At 32.7% G+C, this 16959-nt stretch carries 10 protein-coding genes, 13 tRNA genes and 1 rRNA gene; 2 read left to right on the top strand and 22 right to left on the bottom strand.

Annotated elements, in window-relative coordinates:
- Positions 1-14: 14 nt before the first annotated feature.
- A complete protein-coding gene (locus CCE28_RS16730; protein ID WP_095134871.1) occupies positions 15-1412 on the bottom strand; it encodes an oxaloacetate decarboxylase subunit alpha in 1398 nt (465 codons plus the stop codon).
- A 276-nt stretch (positions 1413-1688) separates the two neighbouring features.
- On the opposite strand from CCE28_RS16730, the gene CCE28_RS16725 reads away from it, so the two are divergent.
- Entirely contained in the window at positions 1689-2117 is a 429-nt protein-coding gene (locus CCE28_RS16725) for an Lrp/AsnC family transcriptional regulator (RefSeq protein ID WP_095134870.1), read from the top strand.
- Positions 2118-2267: 150 nt separating this feature from the next.
- Here CCE28_RS16725 and CCE28_RS16720 read toward each other — a convergent pair whose 3' ends face one another.
- The 4 genes from CCE28_RS16720 to uvrB form a co-directional block, all read right to left on the bottom strand.
- On the bottom strand, positions 2268-3440 hold the full coding sequence (locus CCE28_RS16720; RefSeq protein WP_095134869.1) for a hypothetical protein: 1173 nt from the start codon (positions 3438-3440) through the stop codon (positions 2268-2270).
- 81 nt (positions 3441-3521) lie between these two features.
- Positions 3522-4757 carry a hypothetical protein gene (locus CCE28_RS16715; protein ID WP_095134868.1) on the bottom strand — a complete coding sequence of 412 codons (1236 nt, stop codon included), beginning with the start codon at positions 4755-4757 and terminating at the stop codon, positions 3522-3524.
- 188 nt (positions 4758-4945) lie between these two features.
- The gene (gene uvrA / locus CCE28_RS16710) at positions 4946-7768 is read right to left on the bottom strand and encodes an excinuclease ABC subunit UvrA (RefSeq protein WP_095134867.1); all 2823 of its coding nucleotides are present in this window, start codon (positions 7766-7768) and stop codon (positions 4946-4948) included.
- A 1-nt stretch (position 7769) separates the two neighbouring features.
- Positions 7770-9740: an excinuclease ABC subunit UvrB gene (gene uvrB, locus CCE28_RS16705; RefSeq protein WP_095134866.1), complete on the bottom strand. Its 1971-nt coding sequence runs from the start codon at positions 9738-9740 to the stop codon at positions 7770-7772.
- Between the two features lie 470 nt (positions 9741-10210).
- Between uvrB and CCE28_RS16700 the strand changes: the two genes are divergently transcribed.
- Positions 10211-11209 carry a sensor domain-containing diguanylate cyclase gene (locus CCE28_RS16700; RefSeq protein ID WP_141228379.1) on the top strand — a complete coding sequence of 333 codons (999 nt, stop codon included), beginning with the start codon at positions 10211-10213 and terminating at the stop codon, positions 11207-11209.
- 35 nt (positions 11210-11244) lie between these two features.
- On the opposite strand, the gene CCE28_RS16695 is transcribed toward CCE28_RS16700, so the two are convergent.
- From CCE28_RS16695 to CCE28_RS16615, 17 genes are all read right to left on the bottom strand, one after another.
- The gene (locus tag CCE28_RS16695) at positions 11245-12450 is read right to left on the bottom strand and encodes a PDZ domain-containing protein (RefSeq protein ID WP_095134864.1); all 1206 of its coding nucleotides are present in this window, start codon (positions 12448-12450) and stop codon (positions 11245-11247) included.
- Positions 12451-12508: 58 nt separating this feature from the next.
- Positions 12509-13729 carry a S41 family peptidase gene (locus CCE28_RS16690; RefSeq protein WP_095134863.1) on the bottom strand — a complete coding sequence of 407 codons (1221 nt, stop codon included), beginning with the start codon at positions 13727-13729 and terminating at the stop codon, positions 12509-12511.
- Positions 13730-13853: 124 nt separating this feature from the next.
- A complete protein-coding gene (locus CCE28_RS16685; protein ID WP_242973004.1) occupies positions 13854-14690 on the bottom strand; it encodes an aminotransferase class IV in 837 nt (278 codons plus the stop codon).
- A gap of 468 nt (positions 14691-15158) precedes the next feature.
- Positions 15159-15234, bottom strand: a tRNA-Phe gene (locus CCE28_RS16680).
- Positions 15235-15239: 5 nt separating this feature from the next.
- A tRNA-Ile gene (locus CCE28_RS16675) sits at positions 15240-15316 on the bottom strand.
- 10 nt (positions 15317-15326) lie between these two features.
- Positions 15327-15402: transfer RNA gene (locus tag CCE28_RS16670), tRNA-Trp, on the bottom strand.
- A gap of 4 nt (positions 15403-15406) precedes the next feature.
- Positions 15407-15482: transfer RNA gene (locus CCE28_RS16665), tRNA-Lys, on the bottom strand.
- Between the two features lie 4 nt (positions 15483-15486).
- A tRNA-Gln gene (locus tag CCE28_RS16660) sits at positions 15487-15562 on the bottom strand.
- A 4-nt stretch (positions 15563-15566) separates the two neighbouring features.
- Positions 15567-15640: transfer RNA gene (locus CCE28_RS16655), tRNA-Gly, on the bottom strand.
- 13 nt (positions 15641-15653) lie between these two features.
- Positions 15654-15730, bottom strand: a tRNA-Asp gene (locus CCE28_RS16650).
- Between the two features lie 15 nt (positions 15731-15745).
- Positions 15746-15821 (bottom strand) — tRNA-Val (locus tag CCE28_RS16645).
- Between the two features lie 63 nt (positions 15822-15884).
- Positions 15885-16001 (bottom strand): 5S ribosomal RNA (gene rrf / locus CCE28_RS16640).
- Between the two features lie 470 nt (positions 16002-16471).
- A tRNA-Phe gene (locus tag CCE28_RS16635) sits at positions 16472-16547 on the bottom strand.
- Between the two features lie 22 nt (positions 16548-16569).
- Positions 16570-16646, bottom strand: a tRNA-Ile gene (locus tag CCE28_RS16630).
- 14 nt (positions 16647-16660) lie between these two features.
- Positions 16661-16737: transfer RNA gene (locus tag CCE28_RS16625), tRNA-Pro, on the bottom strand.
- Between the two features lie 9 nt (positions 16738-16746).
- Positions 16747-16822, bottom strand: a tRNA-Trp gene (locus CCE28_RS16620).
- A gap of 4 nt (positions 16823-16826) precedes the next feature.
- A tRNA-Lys gene (locus tag CCE28_RS16615) sits at positions 16827-16902 on the bottom strand.
- Positions 16903-16959 lie beyond the last annotated feature (57 nt).

The raw sequence follows: 16959 nt of genomic DNA, 5'->3' as shown, positions 1-16959 counted from the left end.
TACTTTCTCCCTTCTTATGCTGGATGAGTTTTTTCTTCCATATTAACATAATCACTATCTATTTTGTACTTTTTTGTTTGTCTAAATTTAAAAAATGCTTCTGCCACCTGTGGGAATAAACCATGAGATAGTACATCTTCCTCTTGTTCTAAGTACTCTTTCATCTCATTTCTAATAACCTCTAATTGTGGCTTTATTAAATCTGCTGGTCTTGTAGTAATTACTTCTTCTTCCCCTATGATCTTTTTAACTATATCTTCTTTCATTGGTACAGTAGACTTTCCATACATACCCTTAACATAAGCTTTAACTTCCTTAGGTACCATTTTGTATCTTTCTCCTGTCAATACATTTAACACAGACTGAGTTCCAACTATTTGACTTGTAGGAGTAACTAGCGGCGGATATCCTAAGTCTTCTCTAACTCTTGGCACTTCCTTTAAAACTTCATCAAATTTATCTAGGGCATTTTGAGCCTTTAATTGAGACACAAGGTTTGATAACATTCCTCCTGGTACTTGATAAGTTAATGTCTTAATATTAACCCCTAATACCTTTGGATTTAGCAGTCCACTTTCAATAGCCTTTTCTCTTAAAGGTGCAAAGTGTTCTGCAACCTCATTAAGGATTCCTATATCTAATCCCGTATCATATGGTGTTCCTTGAAGAGTTGCTACCATCGATTCTGTAGGAGGTTGACTAGTTCCTAATGAAAATGGTGATATGGCCGTATCTATAATATCTGCTCCTGCTTCTATTCCCTTTAAATACATCATACTAGCCAAACCACTAGTGCAATGTGAGTGTAATTCAATAGGCACCTTAACTGCCTTTTTTAATTCACTTACTAATTCGTAAGCTACATAAGGAGTAAGTAATCCTGACATATCTTTTATACATATGGAGTTTGCTCCTATTGACTCCATATTTTTAGCTAAGTCCACATAAGTACCCACATTGTGTACTGGACTTGTAGTATAAGATATGGCTGCTTGAGCATGAGCTCCTTCTTTTACTGTAGTTTCAATAGCCGTTTTTATATTTCTAACATCATTAAGTGCATCAAATATTCTTATTATATCTATACCATTACCTATAGATCTCTTTACAAATTCTTGTACCACGTCATCTGCATAATGTTTATATCCTAATATATTTTGTCCTCTTAATAGCATTTGTAATTTAGTATTCTTAACACGCTTTCTTATAATTCTAAGCCTTTCCCATGGATCCTCATTTAAGAATCTAAGACATGAATCAAAAGTTGCTCCTCCCCACATTTCAAGTGCATTATATCCAACTGCATCTAATTTCTCTAGTATAGGAAGCATATCTTCAGTTTTCATTCTAGTTGCTATTAATGATTGATGTGCATCTCTCAATATGGTTTCTGTTATCTTTACTTTAGACACAAAAATCCCCTCCATTTATCTAATTTAACTAATTCGCTATTTAAAATAAGGTGAAGACGGTAACCAAATCTAGTGGTTTTGTTGATAGAAACATTGAAATTTAAATGCTTCTAACCGTCTTCAAACCTCTTCCCTACATTGAAAACGTTTATATTAATATTTTAACAATCATTACATACATGTGTACAGTTATGAACTTAAGTGTTATACTAGTATTAGTTTAAAATAATAGTTAATATTATAAATTCGCTTTATTTTTTTAAGTGGAGGATTGAGATGGATAAAACGGATTTGAGAATTGTGGAAATATTACAAAAGAATGGTCGAATTTCCCTAAAGGATTTAGGTAAAGAAGTAGGTCTTACTTCTCCTGCCGTATCAGAAAGGGTCAAGAGACTAGAAGAAAATGGAGTCATATTAGGTTATAAAGCCATAATAAACCCTCAGAAAGTGAACAAGCATATCCAAGCATTTATACACATTTCTATGGAACGGGATAAGTACAAAAAGTTCTTAGAGTATGCTGATAGCATAAGTTCCATAATTGAATGCTATCACGTAACTGGGGGAAATGCCATGATATTAAAAGTCATGGTAGAAACAATGGAACAATTAGAAGCGTTAATTGATGATATTAAAAAAATAGGAAATACACAAACATCTATAATTTTATCTAGTCCTATAGAAGATAAAATAATAATTTAAGTAATTAAAGACAAGCTCCCATAAATATATATTTATGGGAGCTTCTTTACATTATAATAATAATTTTCTGTTTTTTTTAGTACTTAGCCCCCTTCCCTTATATACATTTATTTTCTACATCGTATATACACTTTATTTTATCTTAGGACTTTAAATAGTAAAACTTTCACCTATATGAGAGTAATAAATATCATAAAAGACCGAACAAGTATAATCATTAAAACTAAATACAACGCTTTCTCCTACGAGTTTATCCTCTGAATTAAAATATAAAAATAAATCACATTGAGCACCCTTCGTATTTTGAAAGTTATTAACACGATCATTTATAGGATTTAAAAACATGGAAGCTCCCTTTGTATAAAATTTGATATGATACTTAGTTCCTTTGCTTCCATTAGAATATACTTTTTCTATCTTGAAACTTTCCAAACTGCTAACATCCTCGTTAGAAGCTCTAATTAATTTATCTAAAGAAAATACCCTATATCCTTTAAATGAATTGTAGTCATATATATGTGATTTATCTATATTATCATTTGTTAATGAGGTAGAAGTCCAGGGCTTGTCTTTACCTTCTCTTTTGAGAATCCGTTGGTCATTTACATATACTTCTTTATAGGGAACATCTTCATAAAGATTATGTGCAACTCTCTTTTGCCAGTTTCCCCCCAACTTCCAAAAGCGCCTAAAATATCCTTTTGAAATATTATCATAGGAAGATATGACTCTTAACGATTCTCCATCAAGTACACCTTGGGCCTTAATATTGTATGCATAATAATGCCTATCTTTTCCATAGCTCCCCTTAAAGGATTGAGTAAAATCAAGGGTAAATTCGCCTTTGAATTTATCATTTTTTTTAATCGCTTCATAAAGTTCAGGATAATTTTCATAAACATAGCTAGAATCAGACTCATCCATTAAATTCTCACCCCAATAAAGTCCTCCAAAAATAATAAACATACACGAGGTAGACACTAATATAGGAATTAAAGTAGAAGCTTTTTTGCCACTTTGTTTAATATGATTTTCAAATAACTTTTTTTGATCATTTTGATAAATAACTGTAGTTGCTACATTTATTCCCATAAGAGTTGAGTTGTTATTAACAACCATTGACAAAATAAAAATCCCAACAATAACTAAAACAAGAAAAGACAATCGCTTCTTTGCCTTATGTACATATCCAAGTCTTTTGTAACTAATTATATTCATTATTCCACCAGTAATAAAAGAAAAAATAATACCCATCAAAAAAATATCTTTTGAACTCCAAATGGGAGGTTTATTATACTTTTCATAGGATTCATTTCCAGACATAAGTAGCCTCCTTACCTAAATGGTGTTCCATATAATCTAATTCAAACTAATTTTTTATATACTACTGACATAGCTATGAATTTATATGTCTTCTCCAACATTTACTTTAGGATTTTCAATGGGAAAATATTCATCTATATTAGAGTAATTAATTTCATAAGATACACCAGTAACATATCTACCAAAGACACATCTAGTTTTTTCTTTTACAATTTCATTCTTTGAATTAACGTATAGATATAAAATACATGTAACATTATTAATAGGCTCAGGAACAGAAATACGATCATTTATAGGATTAAAAAACTTTGAAACTTCCTTTCCATAAAGTACTATTTTATATTCGGTTACCTTAGTTCCATTTAAATTACTATTCTCTTTTTTTAGTATCTTAAATTTATCTAAGCCATTAAAGTCATCTTTAGAAGCTCTAATTATTTCGTTTAAAGAAAACATCCTATGTCCTTTAAAAGAACTGTAAGCATATACATATGATTTATTTATATTCTCACCTATTATTGAGGTAGTAGTCCAAGGATTATCTTTTCCTGTCCTAACCATAATCCATTGATCATCTATATATACTTCTTCATAAGGAGCATCTTCATAAAGTCTATTTCCAGATTTGTAATACTTCCCACTTCGTCCCCTATACCCTTTAAAATATTCTTCTGTAATATCATAGAATGAAAATATTATTCGCAAATCTTTACCGTTAAGTGAGCCTTGAACTTTAGTATTATATGCAAAATTTTTAGACTCTTCTCCATAGCTCGTATCAAAGAATTGCGTAAAATCAAGGGTGAATTTCCCCTTAAACTTGTCATTTTTTCTAATTGCTTCATAGAGGTCAGGATGGGTTTTATAAACATAGCTAAAGTAAGGTATATTAAATCCTAGTTCGAAATCTTCATTCATTGAACTATCAGCCCAATAAAGCCCTCCAACAAAAATAGCTATACATAAGATAGACACTAATAGGGGAATTAGAACAGAAGCTTTTTTGCCTCCTAACTTAATATGGTTCTCAAATAAGTTTTTTTGATCGTTGTAGTAAAAAAACACAAGTGCCATATTTATGCCGTAAATAATTGATTGCATATTAATAAAAATTGACAGAACAAAAATTCCAATAGTAGCTAAAATTAGAAAAAGCAATCGCTTCTTTGCCTTTTGTACATATCCAAGTCTTTTGTAACTAATTATATTCATTATGCCACCAATAATAAAAGAAAAAATAATACTCACCAAAAGAATACTATTTGGACTCCAAATGGGAGGTTTATTATACTTTTCATTAAATTCATTTGCAGACATAAGTAGCCTCCTTAGTTAAATAATAATTGTTTCTATTTATTTTATCTTTACAAAATTAGTATTCCTAGAACATAGATGGTTTATTTTATTATCTATGTCTTTATGGTAAATTAAAAATTATTAATAGTCTTATTTTCACAAGCATAGCCTATATATAATTTAGACAATAGAAAAAGCTTAGGATAATCCTAAGCTTCTAATACTTTCTTTAAATATTTACCTGTAAATGAACCTTCTACTTCTGCCACCTCTTCTGGAGTTCCTTTGGCTATAATTTCTCCACCACCGTCTCCTCCATCTGGACCTAAATCTATAATATAATCACTAGTCTTTATTACATCTAAGTTGTGCTCTATAACTAATACCGTATTTCCACCTTCAACTAACTTATTTAACACGCCTATTAGCTTGTGAATATCCGCTATATGAAGTCCTGTTGTAGGCTCATCTAGTATATATAATGTCTTTCCTGTACTTCTCTTGCTTAGTTCTGATGCAAGTTTTATTCTTTGGGCTTCTCCACCAGATAATTGGGTAGATGGTTGACCTAATTTAACATATCCAAGACCAACTTCTTTCAGTGTTACTAGTTTTCTTTTAATAGAAGGTATATTCTCAAAGAATTCTAGACCTTCATTAACAGTCATTTCTAATACATCAGATATGGTCTTTCCCTTATACTTTACTTCTAGAGTTTCTCTATTGTATCTCTTACCTTTACATACGTCACAAGGCACGTAAACATCAGGTAAGAAGTGCATCTCTATTTTTATTATTCCATCACCTTTACAAGCTTCACAACGTCCACCCTTAACGTTGAAACTAAATCTTCCCTTCTGATATCCTCTCATTTGAGCATCAGGAAGTTTGGCGAATAAATCCCTTATATGATCAAATACTCCAGTATATGTGGCTGGATTCGATCTTGGAGTTCTTCCTATAGGAGATTGATCTATATCTATTACCTTATCTATATGTTCAAGACCCTTTACTTCTTTGTGCTTACCGGGCTTACTCTTTGCCCTATGAAGTTCTTGAGCTAACTTTTTATAAAATATCTCATTTACTAGGGTACTCTTACCAGAACCTGATACTCCAGTAACACAAGAAAATACACCTAGTGGAAATTTGGCATTAATATTTTTCAAGTTATTTTCCTTAGCACCTACTACTTCTATCCACTTACCATTGGTTTTTCTTCTTTCCTCTGGTATTTCAATTTTCTTTTTACCACTTAAATATTGACCCGTTATGGAATTAGGATTGTTTTTGATTTCTTCCACAGTACCTTCTGCTACTATGGTTCCTCCATGGGCTCCAGCTCCTGGGCCTATATCTATAATGTGGTCTGCTGCGTACATGGTATCTTCATCATGCTCTACCACTATTAGGGTATTTCCTAGTTCTGTTAAGTTTCTTAGGGTTTTTAATAATCTATCATTATCCCTTTGATGAAGACCTATACTTGGCTCATCTAATATATATAATACTCCAACTAGGGATGAACCTATTTGAGTAGCAAGTCTTATCCTTTGAGATTCTCCTCCAGATAAAGTACCTGCCGTTCTAGATAGAGTTAAATACCCAAGGCCAACATCTACCAGGAATCCCAATCTTTCTTTTATCTCTTTTAATATTTGTTCCGCTATTATAATTTCCTTATTATTCAGTTCTAAATTATCAAAGAAAACTTTAGCTTCTTTTATAGAGAAGTTTGTAACATGGAAAATATTTTTGTCTCCTACAGTTACAGATAATACTTCGTCCTTAAGTCTACTTCCACTACATTTTGGACAAGCATCTAATCCCATATACTCTTCTATTCTCGCCCTCATACTATCTGAATTAGTTTCTTTATATCTTCTCTCTAGATTTCTTATGATTCCTTCATAGTATGCTCTATATTTTCTCATACCGCCATATTTACTTTCATATTCAAACTCTATTAAATCATCACTTCCATATAATAGATTTCTTATGAAGTCTTCTGGCAATTCATTAACGGGAGTTTCTAAGTCAACATTGTGAACTTTAGCCAAACTTCTAACCATTTCATAATAATAAGTTCCCTCTTGAGATGAAGCTATGGGGGCTAAGCCACCTTCTTTTATGGATAGATTCTTATTTGGTATTATTAAATCTTCATCTATCTTTCTTAAATATCCAATACCATTACAATGGGCACATGCCCCAAAAGGACTGTTAAATGAAAACATTCTTGGTTCAAGTTCCGTAAGTCCCACTCCATGTTCCGGGCAGGAAAACTTAGTACTAAACAATAAATCCTCTTTATCAAGCACATTGACTATAACTAATCCATCTCCTAAACTTATGGCTGTCTCTACAGAATCTGCCAATCTATTTTCTATTCCTTCTTTAACTACGATTCTATCCACTACTATTTCTATGGTATGTTTTTTATTTTTCTCAAGACGCATATTCTCTTCAAGTTCTACTATTTCACCATCTATTCTAGCCCTTACATATCCATCTTTTCTTATTTTCTCTAGTAGCTTTACATGTTCTCCCTTTTTTCCCCTAATAACAGGGCCTAATATTTGAATTTTAGTTCTTTCTTCTAACTCTAATACCTTATCTACAATTTGATCTATAGTTTGTTGAGTAATTTCCCTGCCACATATGTGACAATGGGGAGTTCCAACTCTGGCAAACAATAATCTTAAATAATCGTATATTTCAGTAACAGTTCCCACTGTAGAACGGGGATTTCTACTAGTAGTCTTTTGATCTATGGATATGGCTGGAGATAGACCCTCTATATAGTCCACATTAGGCTTCTCCATTTGTCCTAAGAATTGTCTTGCATAGGCTGATAAACTCTCCACATATCTTCTCTGACCTTCAGCATATATGGTATCAAAGGCTAGGGATGATTTCCCTGAACCACTTAGTCCTGTCATAACTACAAATTTATCTCTAGGGATAGATATATCTATATCCTTTAAGTTATGCTCTTTAGCTCCCTTAACTGTAATATATTTCTTCGACAACTTACTTTCCCTCCAACTCTTCTTTAAGTTTTGTTATGGTATCTCTTAATTCTGCTGCTCTCTCAAACTGTAAGTTTGTGGCTGCTTCCATCATTTCTGCCTCTAATTGACTAATTTTTTCTTCTAATGCATCTGCACTTACATTCACATCATAAGCAGCTTCATCCTCTGCCACCTTAGTTGCTTCTATTAAGTCCCTTACTTTCTTTTTAATTCCCGTTGGAACAATATTATTTTCTTCATTATATTTTTCCTGGATTTCACGTCTTCTATTAGTTTCATCCATGGCATATTTCATAGCCTTAGTTATTTTATCTGCATACATGATTACTTTTCCATTTACGTTTCTAGCAGCCCTTCCTATAGTCTGAACTAAGGAAGTCTCAGATCTTAAGAATCCTTGCTTATCTGCATCTAATATACATACTAATGAAACTTCTGGTATATCTAGACCTTCCCTTAGGAGGTTTATTCCCACAAGTACGTCAAATACGCCTAAACGCAAATCTCTTATTATTTCCATTCTCTCTATAGTGTCTATGTCAGAGTGAAGATATCTTACTTTAATTCCAACTTCTTTTAAATAATTAGTTAAATCCTCTGCCATTTTCTTTGTAAGGGTAGTGACTAATACCCTTTCTCCCCTATCTAAAACTGTGTTTACCTCTCCTATTAAATCATCTATTTGTCCATCTATTGGTCTTACATCTATTGGTGGATCTATTAGACCTGTTGGTCTGATTATTTGCTGTACCGTATTGTCACTATGTTCCTTTTCATAAGGCCCAGGTGTGGCACTAACAAATACTATTTGATTTATCATAGATTCAAATTCTTCAAAGTTCATAGGTCTGTTATCATAGGCTGATGGCATTCTAAATCCATGGTCAATTAAGCTTCCCTTTCTTGACCTATCCCCTGCATACATACCCCTTATTTGTGGTATTGTAACATGGGATTCATCAACTATTATTAAAAAATCATCTGGGAAGTAATCTATTAGGGTATGAGGTTTACTTCCTGGCTCCCTTTGAGATATATGCCTTGAGTAGTTTTCTATTCCTTGACAAAATCCCACTTCCTTTAACATTTCAACATCATACATGGTTCTTTGTTTAATTCTTTGAGCTTCTAAATGTTGCTCATTCTTTTTAAACTTTTCTACAGTCTCTTCTAGTTCTTCTTCTATATCTTCAATTGCTTTTTCTAACTTATCCTTAGTAGTTACATAGTGTGACGCTGGAAATATGGATATATGATTTCTAGTCCCTACAACCTGTCCCGTTATGGTGTTTACTTCTGTTATCCTATCTATCTCATCTCCGAAGAGTTCCACCCTTATGGCATTTTCACTTTCTGCTGCTGGAAATATTTCTATAGTATCTCCCCTTACCCTAAAGGTACCTCTTACGAAATTTATATCATTTCTGCTGTATTGAATATCTACTAATTTTCTTAATATATCATCCCTGGATTTAATCATTCCTGGCCTTAGGGATAAAACTAGTTTTTCATAATCGATTGGATCTCCAAGTCCATAAATACAAGATACACTAGCTACTATTATAACGTCTTTTCTTTCAAATAGAGATGCCGTAGCTGAGTGTCTTAATTTATCTATTTCATCATTTATTTGGGCATCCTTTTCTATATAAGTGTCAGTATGTGCCACATAGGCTTCTGGCTGGTAATAGTCATAGTAACTCACAAAATATTCCACTGCATTTTCTGGAAAAAACTCTTTAAACTCACTACAAAGTTGAGCTGCTAATGTTTTGTTGTGAGCTATTACTAAAGTAGGCTTTTTCACTTGTTGTATTACATTGGCCATAGTAAAGGTTTTACCAGAGCCTGTAACTCCAAGTAAGGTCTGTTCTTTAATTCCTTTATTTATTCCATCAACTAAACTGTCTATGGCCTGTGGCTGGTCTCCTGTTGGTTTATAATCTGATGTTAATTTAAACTCTCCCATATGAAACTCTCCCGTTCTCAAACATTTGTTCGATTATAATTATATCTTTTAGTACTTTTTTAGTCAAACAAAAAACTCCTATTAAATAATTTTATTTATGGTTATTATTTACAAGGTCCCCTTAAAAAATATATAATTATATTATGTAGAAATAAGGTTGTCTACACAATATTTAAAATCTTATAATTTATAACAACCTAAAAATCCAACCTATTTTAGGAGTGTGTATATATTTGTTTTCTTATAGATTAATTTTTATACATATAACAATAGTCTGTATACCCATTTTAGGCATAATATTCACAAAAGAAAATATTAATTTTCACTATTTCCTTTTATTAACTTTAAGTATACTAGCTTTATATAATCTAAAACTTATATATAAAAGTGATAAAAACAATAAAAATAAGCTAAATGAATTAGCCTGTACTATTGAGGAAAAAGAGCGTTACAATAATATAAAAGATGTTATGCTCCAAATTAGTAACTCTATTGTTAATATTAACGATAAGGATACTTTATTTCAAATCGTTGTGGATAGTGCTGTAGAAATAATAGACAAAGCAGATGTGGCAAGTATTTTAATAAAAACTAAGAATGGTGATTTCCAATTTAGGGCTCTTCACAGATGTCCTCTAAATTTCATATCTGACATAAGATTAGGTATGGATGAAACCTTCCTAAGAAACTATAATAGAGAAAATCTTTATCAATCTGTTATTGTAAATCACTCCGATGAATTTAACGAAAGGTACATGGACAAGGGTACTTTTCAACGATTGAATGGATTAAACCTATTAAATATAAAATCTACCATATGTACACCCATAATTGTAGATGGAGAATTGTATGGTTTCTTTAATGTGGATAGCAAAAAATCCCATGGCATTTTTACAGAAGAAGACCAAGTCATAATGGAATATCTATCTGGGCAACTTAGTATAGCCATTAGAAATCAATCCCTTTTTGAAAAAACTCTATTTCTATCTCAATATGACGGATTAACCAAGGTCTATCACAGACATTACTTTGAAGAAATCTATTCTAATACTTATAAAAGGGCCCTAAGGTATGGAGAAAAATTTTCATTAGGTATTGTAGATTTAAATGATTTAAAAATAATAAATGATATTTATGGACATATAGCAGGGGATCAGGCCATAAGCCTCTTTTCAAAGGTGTTAAAGGAAAATTTCAGAGAATCTGATATTATTGGTAGGTATGGTGGAGACGAATTTATAATAGTAGCTCTAAACTCTCAGATAGATCAAATTAAAGACAAATTTCATACTATCCAAAAGACTTTAATTGAAAAACCAATTTTATATAACAATAAGAAAATAACTATCACCTTTAGTTATGGAATATCCTCATTTCCAGAGGATATTGTTGATAGTGATGAGTTAATAAGGATAGCCGATTTTCGCATGTATGAAAATAAGAAAAAACAAAAGCAAAAGGCCCTATAAGCCCTTTGCTTTTTTTACTTTTCATAAAATAAGTTTTAAACTGCATGTTTCCTTTTCTTAAATTTATTTATTATTTTTTTCAATATACTAAAGTTATTAGATAATTGTAATACTACTCTAGAATCCTTAGATATTACAAAGGCCCCTAGCCTATATACTCTTTTTTTATAATTTCTTATTAAAAGCCTACCATCCTTTAAAATATGTATATTACATTCATTCTCGTTCATGTTTAAACTATATCTAATATCTGACTCATTATTTACCCTATAACCATTTACAGCAACTATTTTATCCCCCCTCTTAAGTCCCATATAATGGGCTGGGCTTTTTTCCATTACTTCTAATACTAAGACCCCTTCATCCCCCGGTATATATAAAGGAGTTTTTTCCTTTTCTTCTTTCAAACTCATCCTTATTAAAAGTTCATGGCATGTTATACAGAATACTGGTGCTATTAATTTAAATATGGTTATCTTCATGCTTATTACACTTAATATAATGGTACTAATGCTATATAAAAATAATCTCTTAGCAATTATTTTACTTTTGACTTTAGGATCATATATGCATGTCATATCTCCATATCCTAGGGCTGCAATGGCCCCTGCCAATTCATATGCATAATCTTTAGAAGCCAAAAGGGGCCACCAGCTAGACATACTGTTATTATATCTTGTACTCACGCCTATTAATATTATAAATGGTATGGGCCAAAACCGTTGCATGGAAAATGCTCCTACTAACTCATATTTCTCATTCTCCATTACCATGGGCATATAATCATTGCTCCCATCTAAGTATATGAGAATGCTCTCTAATAGATGAAGAAGCCCTATTAAAGCTATTACACTTGAAATATTAATCTTTGGAAATCCTGTAAAAAAGCTTATTATACAAATAATACTGCCACCATAAGAAAAACATAGATATCTCACATTTATTAGTAATAAAATCAATGCTAGGGGCAATATAAAATAAAAATCCTTAATATTTACGCCTATTCCCAATAGTATAACAACTATGGTTCCAATTAATGATACACCAATTCCGTATATACTAGATTTTATCATCTTATTTCTTATAGAATTTGTATTATATCCTAAAGTTTTCATTTCCATTTTCCTTAATCTTCTATATTGTATATAAAGAAGTATAAGGACTACTAAGAACAAGGGAGAACATATGACCCAAAACAAATTCTTAAGAGCAATGCCCATCAATCCCATTATATATACCAAAATTTATCCTCCTGTACTATTAAGGGACGGTTATAAATCACCGTCCCAAAATTTCAGTCTATTTATTAGATATCTTTTCATTCACAACTTCTAATGCCTTTATAAGTTGTACGTCTTCTTTTTCTGATAAGCCTACCTTCTCCTTTAGTTCCTGTGGAAGTTCTACTACAATATTAGGCTCTATACCCTTTCCATGAATATATGTTCCATTAGGAGTGAAATATTGTGCCGTAGTAAGCTTAAATCCAGTTCCATCCTTAAGAGGTTTTACTTGTTGAACAAGACCCTTTCCAAAGGTAGTTGTTCCTATTAATACACCAGAGTTAGTATCCTTTACAGCTCCTGCTAATATCTCTGATGCACTGGCACTTCCCTTATTTACTAATAATACATATGGGAAATCCACCTTTGATGCATCTGATTTTTCATAAGTTTTTTTACCTGTTCTATCTTGAGTATAGACAATAGTTCCCTTTCCTAAAAGTAAATCTGCAATTTCTGTACATTGACCTAATAATCCACCTGGATTATTTCTTAAATCTATTACTAAACCATTAATATTTTCCTTTTCTAATCTAGTTAAATGAGTTTTAAAGTCTTTAGCCGTTTGCTCATCAAACATGGAAATTCTTACATATCCAATATTATTATCCATAATTTTAGATTTTACAGTCTTTAGTCTAATGTTCTGTCTTGTTATGTCAACACCAAAGGTTTTATCCGTATCTGGTCTTAAAACAGTAAGATTTACTTTAGTCCCTGCTTCTCCCTTTATCATGGCCACTGCTTCTTCCAATTTATCTGCTGTTACATCTTTTCCATTTACCTTTAATATTTTATCTCCAGCTTTCATTCCAGCCTTTTCTCCAGGAGTGTCTTCTATAGGAGAAACTACTGTAATAAAGCCATCTTTTCCTGGTGTCATTATTACTCCGATCCCACCATAAGTTCCAGATGTATGGGTCATAAAGTCATCAAATTCCTTCTTTCCCATGTATACAGAATAGGGATCCTCTAAGGCACTGAACATTCCCTTAATCATACCATCTTCAAAGTTTTTATCTTCTGTAGGTATATAATACTCTGATTCTATGTAATTTTTTAAACTAATCATTTTTCCATAGGTTTTATCTAGATCTTCATAATACTCATAATTTTGTCTACTTATTACTACCTTATCCCCAACCTTTAATGAAATACCATTTGTAATACCAAAAGTAATAATTGCAGTTATAAGTATTACTGCCACGTAACTAAAAATGGACCTCTTTTTATTCATTTATACTCACCTCAACATATATTAAGTTCCTAATTACAAACCTTTATAAATAGTTTATTCTGTGTTACCAGTTAATATAACAATTAGGTTATGAATAATATGGGTTTAACTATTAATAACTAATCTAATTGCTCTTTTTTCTATTTCTAATGTATTCTTCTACCATTTTATTATATGAGTCAGATATGTTTTTAATTATTTCATTTTGTACAGAATTTAAATTAATATTTTCCACAGTCCTTATGGGCAGCACATTTACTGATGTGCCCGTCATAAAGGCTCCCTTTAAAGTCTTTATTTCTTTTACTGAAATATTTCTTTCTTCTATTTTAAAATTTAATTTTTCACATATTTTAAATATTTGAGTCCTAGTAATTCCCATTAATACATTATCATTAGAAGCTGTATATACACAATTATCATCTACAAAAAATATATTTGATCTACTTCCTTCTGTTACACACCCTTCTTCATTAACAAGTAAGGCTTCAAACCCGTGTTCTTCCTTTAATTTTTCGTTAATCTTACTTCTTAAATCCGAATCAACTACTTTTGCGTTTGGATTGTGTCTTTCTGTATTATAGATTATAGTGTGTATTCCATCATTATACACTTCCCTTTTAGGGTAATTACTTTTTATAAAATATGCTATGAAGTTTTGACTATTATGTATATCCCCACACACAAGTTTTACATTCATATTTTTTTCTCTATTAATTTCAATTAATTTATATATTTCTCTTTCAATTTCTTCATTATCCTTTTTCAATTTAGCTTTTAGTAAATCCATAGATTTTCTCATTCTATCTATGTGCTCTTCCAGAAAAAGAGGTTGTCCATCTATTATTCTAATTACTTCATACACTACAGGCTCTTTAATATGTTGAAATTTATCTTCTCCCTGTGTACTAAATTTTTTACCATTATATATGTAATAATCTAAAAACGCTTCTAATTTCATAATAACCTCCAATGAACTATGTCTGACTCTATAATTTAGCATTTGGTAGAAATCATATTTTTAAGCACAACTTATACTTCCAAAAATAGTCATATATATATGATACCCTTATCTTACTTTATATGCAACTTTAAGCCTTATTAATTTTTCATTAAGAATATATAAATATACTACTTCTAAATTTTACTTATGAGGACCTATTTCACTTCAATAGCTTATAGCTACTTACAAGGGAATATGGATGAAAAATTTTTATAAGGTGGAACATCAGTATGCACTTTGCTGTAAACATTTATGAACTTTCTATAGTAGTTATAAGATAAAAACTATATAGTCTTATAGTGACTTACCTTATAAAATATTTTTTATCCATATGACCGAAGTAAGTTCACATACATTTAGTTTGGACGTAGTTTATCTATATATATTTAAAAACAAAAAAAAGATGGATTTATAATCCATCTTCATTGGTGCCCAGAGGCGGAATCGAACCACCGACACGGGGATTTTCAGTCCCCTGCTCTACCGACTGAGCTATCTGGGCGTATATGGTGGGCCTTCAGGGATTCGAACCCCGGACCTACCGGTTATGAGCCGGGCGCTCTAACCAACTGAGCTAAAGGCCCATATACATAATGGCAGGGGTAGAAGGACTTGAACCCTCGGCACGTGGTTTTGGAGACCACTGCTCTACCAACTGAGCTATACCCCTATATTGGTGACCCATCCGCGGCTCGAACGCGGGACACCTTGATTAAAAGTCAAGTGCTCTACCAACTGAGCTAATGGGTCAATATGGCTGGGGTAACAGGACTCGAACCTATGCATGCCAGAATCAAAATCTGGTGCCTTACCGACTTGGCGATACCCCAATAATGGAGCGGATGATGAGAATCGAACTCACATAACCAGCTTGGAAGGCTGGAGTTTTACCACTAAACTACATCCGCATAATTTTTAAATTGGCGACCTGGAAGGGACTCGAACCCTCGACCTCCAGCGTGACAGGCTGGCATTCTAACCAACTGAACTACCAGGCCGCATTATTTTGTAAATGGTGGGCGTAGCAGGGCTCGAACCTACGACCCCCTGCTTGTAAGGCAGGTGCTCTCCCAGCTGAGCTATACGCCCTCATTTGTGGTAGCGGCGAGTGGACTCGAACCACCGACCTTTCGGGTATGAACCGAACGCTCNAACTAGCAACGTCCTACTCTCCCAGGCAGTTGCCCACCAAGTACCATCGGCGCTAAGAGACTTAACTTCTGTGTTCGGTATGGGAACAGGTGTAGCCCTCTTGCTATTATTACTGGATTACTTGTCTCTCACGAGACGACTATTAAATCTTAACATTTTTGTCTCATATTGTCAAGTACTTTCTTTAAGTGCTTGTTTCTTTCGACAACATGATATATCTTATCACATTCCTACTGTACTTGTCAACACTTTTTATTTTTTCATCTGTAGGATTTTGCAAATATCTACAAATTACTGCACCTATGAAGTGNTCAGTATGCACTTTGCTGTAAACATTTATGAACTTTCTATAGTAGTTATAAGATAAAAACTATATAGTCTTATAGTGACTTACCTTATAAAATATTTTTTATCCATATGACCGAAGTAAGTTCACATACATTTAGTTTGGACGTAGTTTATCTATATATATTTAAAAACAAAAAAAAGATGGATTTATNTATTGAGCTGAAATAGGTTCACATACCTCTTAGTTTAGAACTAATTTATATACAATAAAAAAAGATGGATAATAAATCCATCTTCATTGGTGCCCAGAGGCGGAATCGAACCACCGACACGGGGATTTTCAGTCCCCTGCTCTACCGACTGAGCTATCTGGGCATCTTATTTAGTTAAAAATAAATGGTGGGCCTTCAGGGATTCGAACCCCGGACCTACCGGTTATGAGCCGGGCGCTCTAACCAACTGAGCTAAAGGCCCATTTATTTTTTTAATGGTCGGGGTGGCAGGATTTGAACCCGCGGCCCCCTGGTCCCAAACCAGATGCGCTACCAAACTGCGCTACACCCCGATTGAATATTGGCAGGGGTAGAAGGACTTGAACCCTCGGCACGTGGTTTTGGAGACCACTGCTCTACCAACTGAGCTATACCCCTATATTGGTGACCCATCCGCGGCTCGAACGCGGGACACCTTGATTAAAAGTCAAGTGCTCTACCAACTGAGCTAATGGGTCAATATGGCTGGGGTAACAGGACTCGAACCTATGCATGCCAGAATCAAAATCTGGTGC

Source organism: Anaeromicrobium sediminis, assembly GCF_002270055.1.
In the GTDB taxonomy this organism is placed as follows: domain Bacteria; phylum Bacillota; class Clostridia; order Peptostreptococcales; family Thermotaleaceae; genus Anaeromicrobium; species Anaeromicrobium sediminis.
The sequence above is the reverse complement of the archived record's forward strand: the minus strand, read 5'-3'. Positions and strand labels throughout refer to the sequence as shown.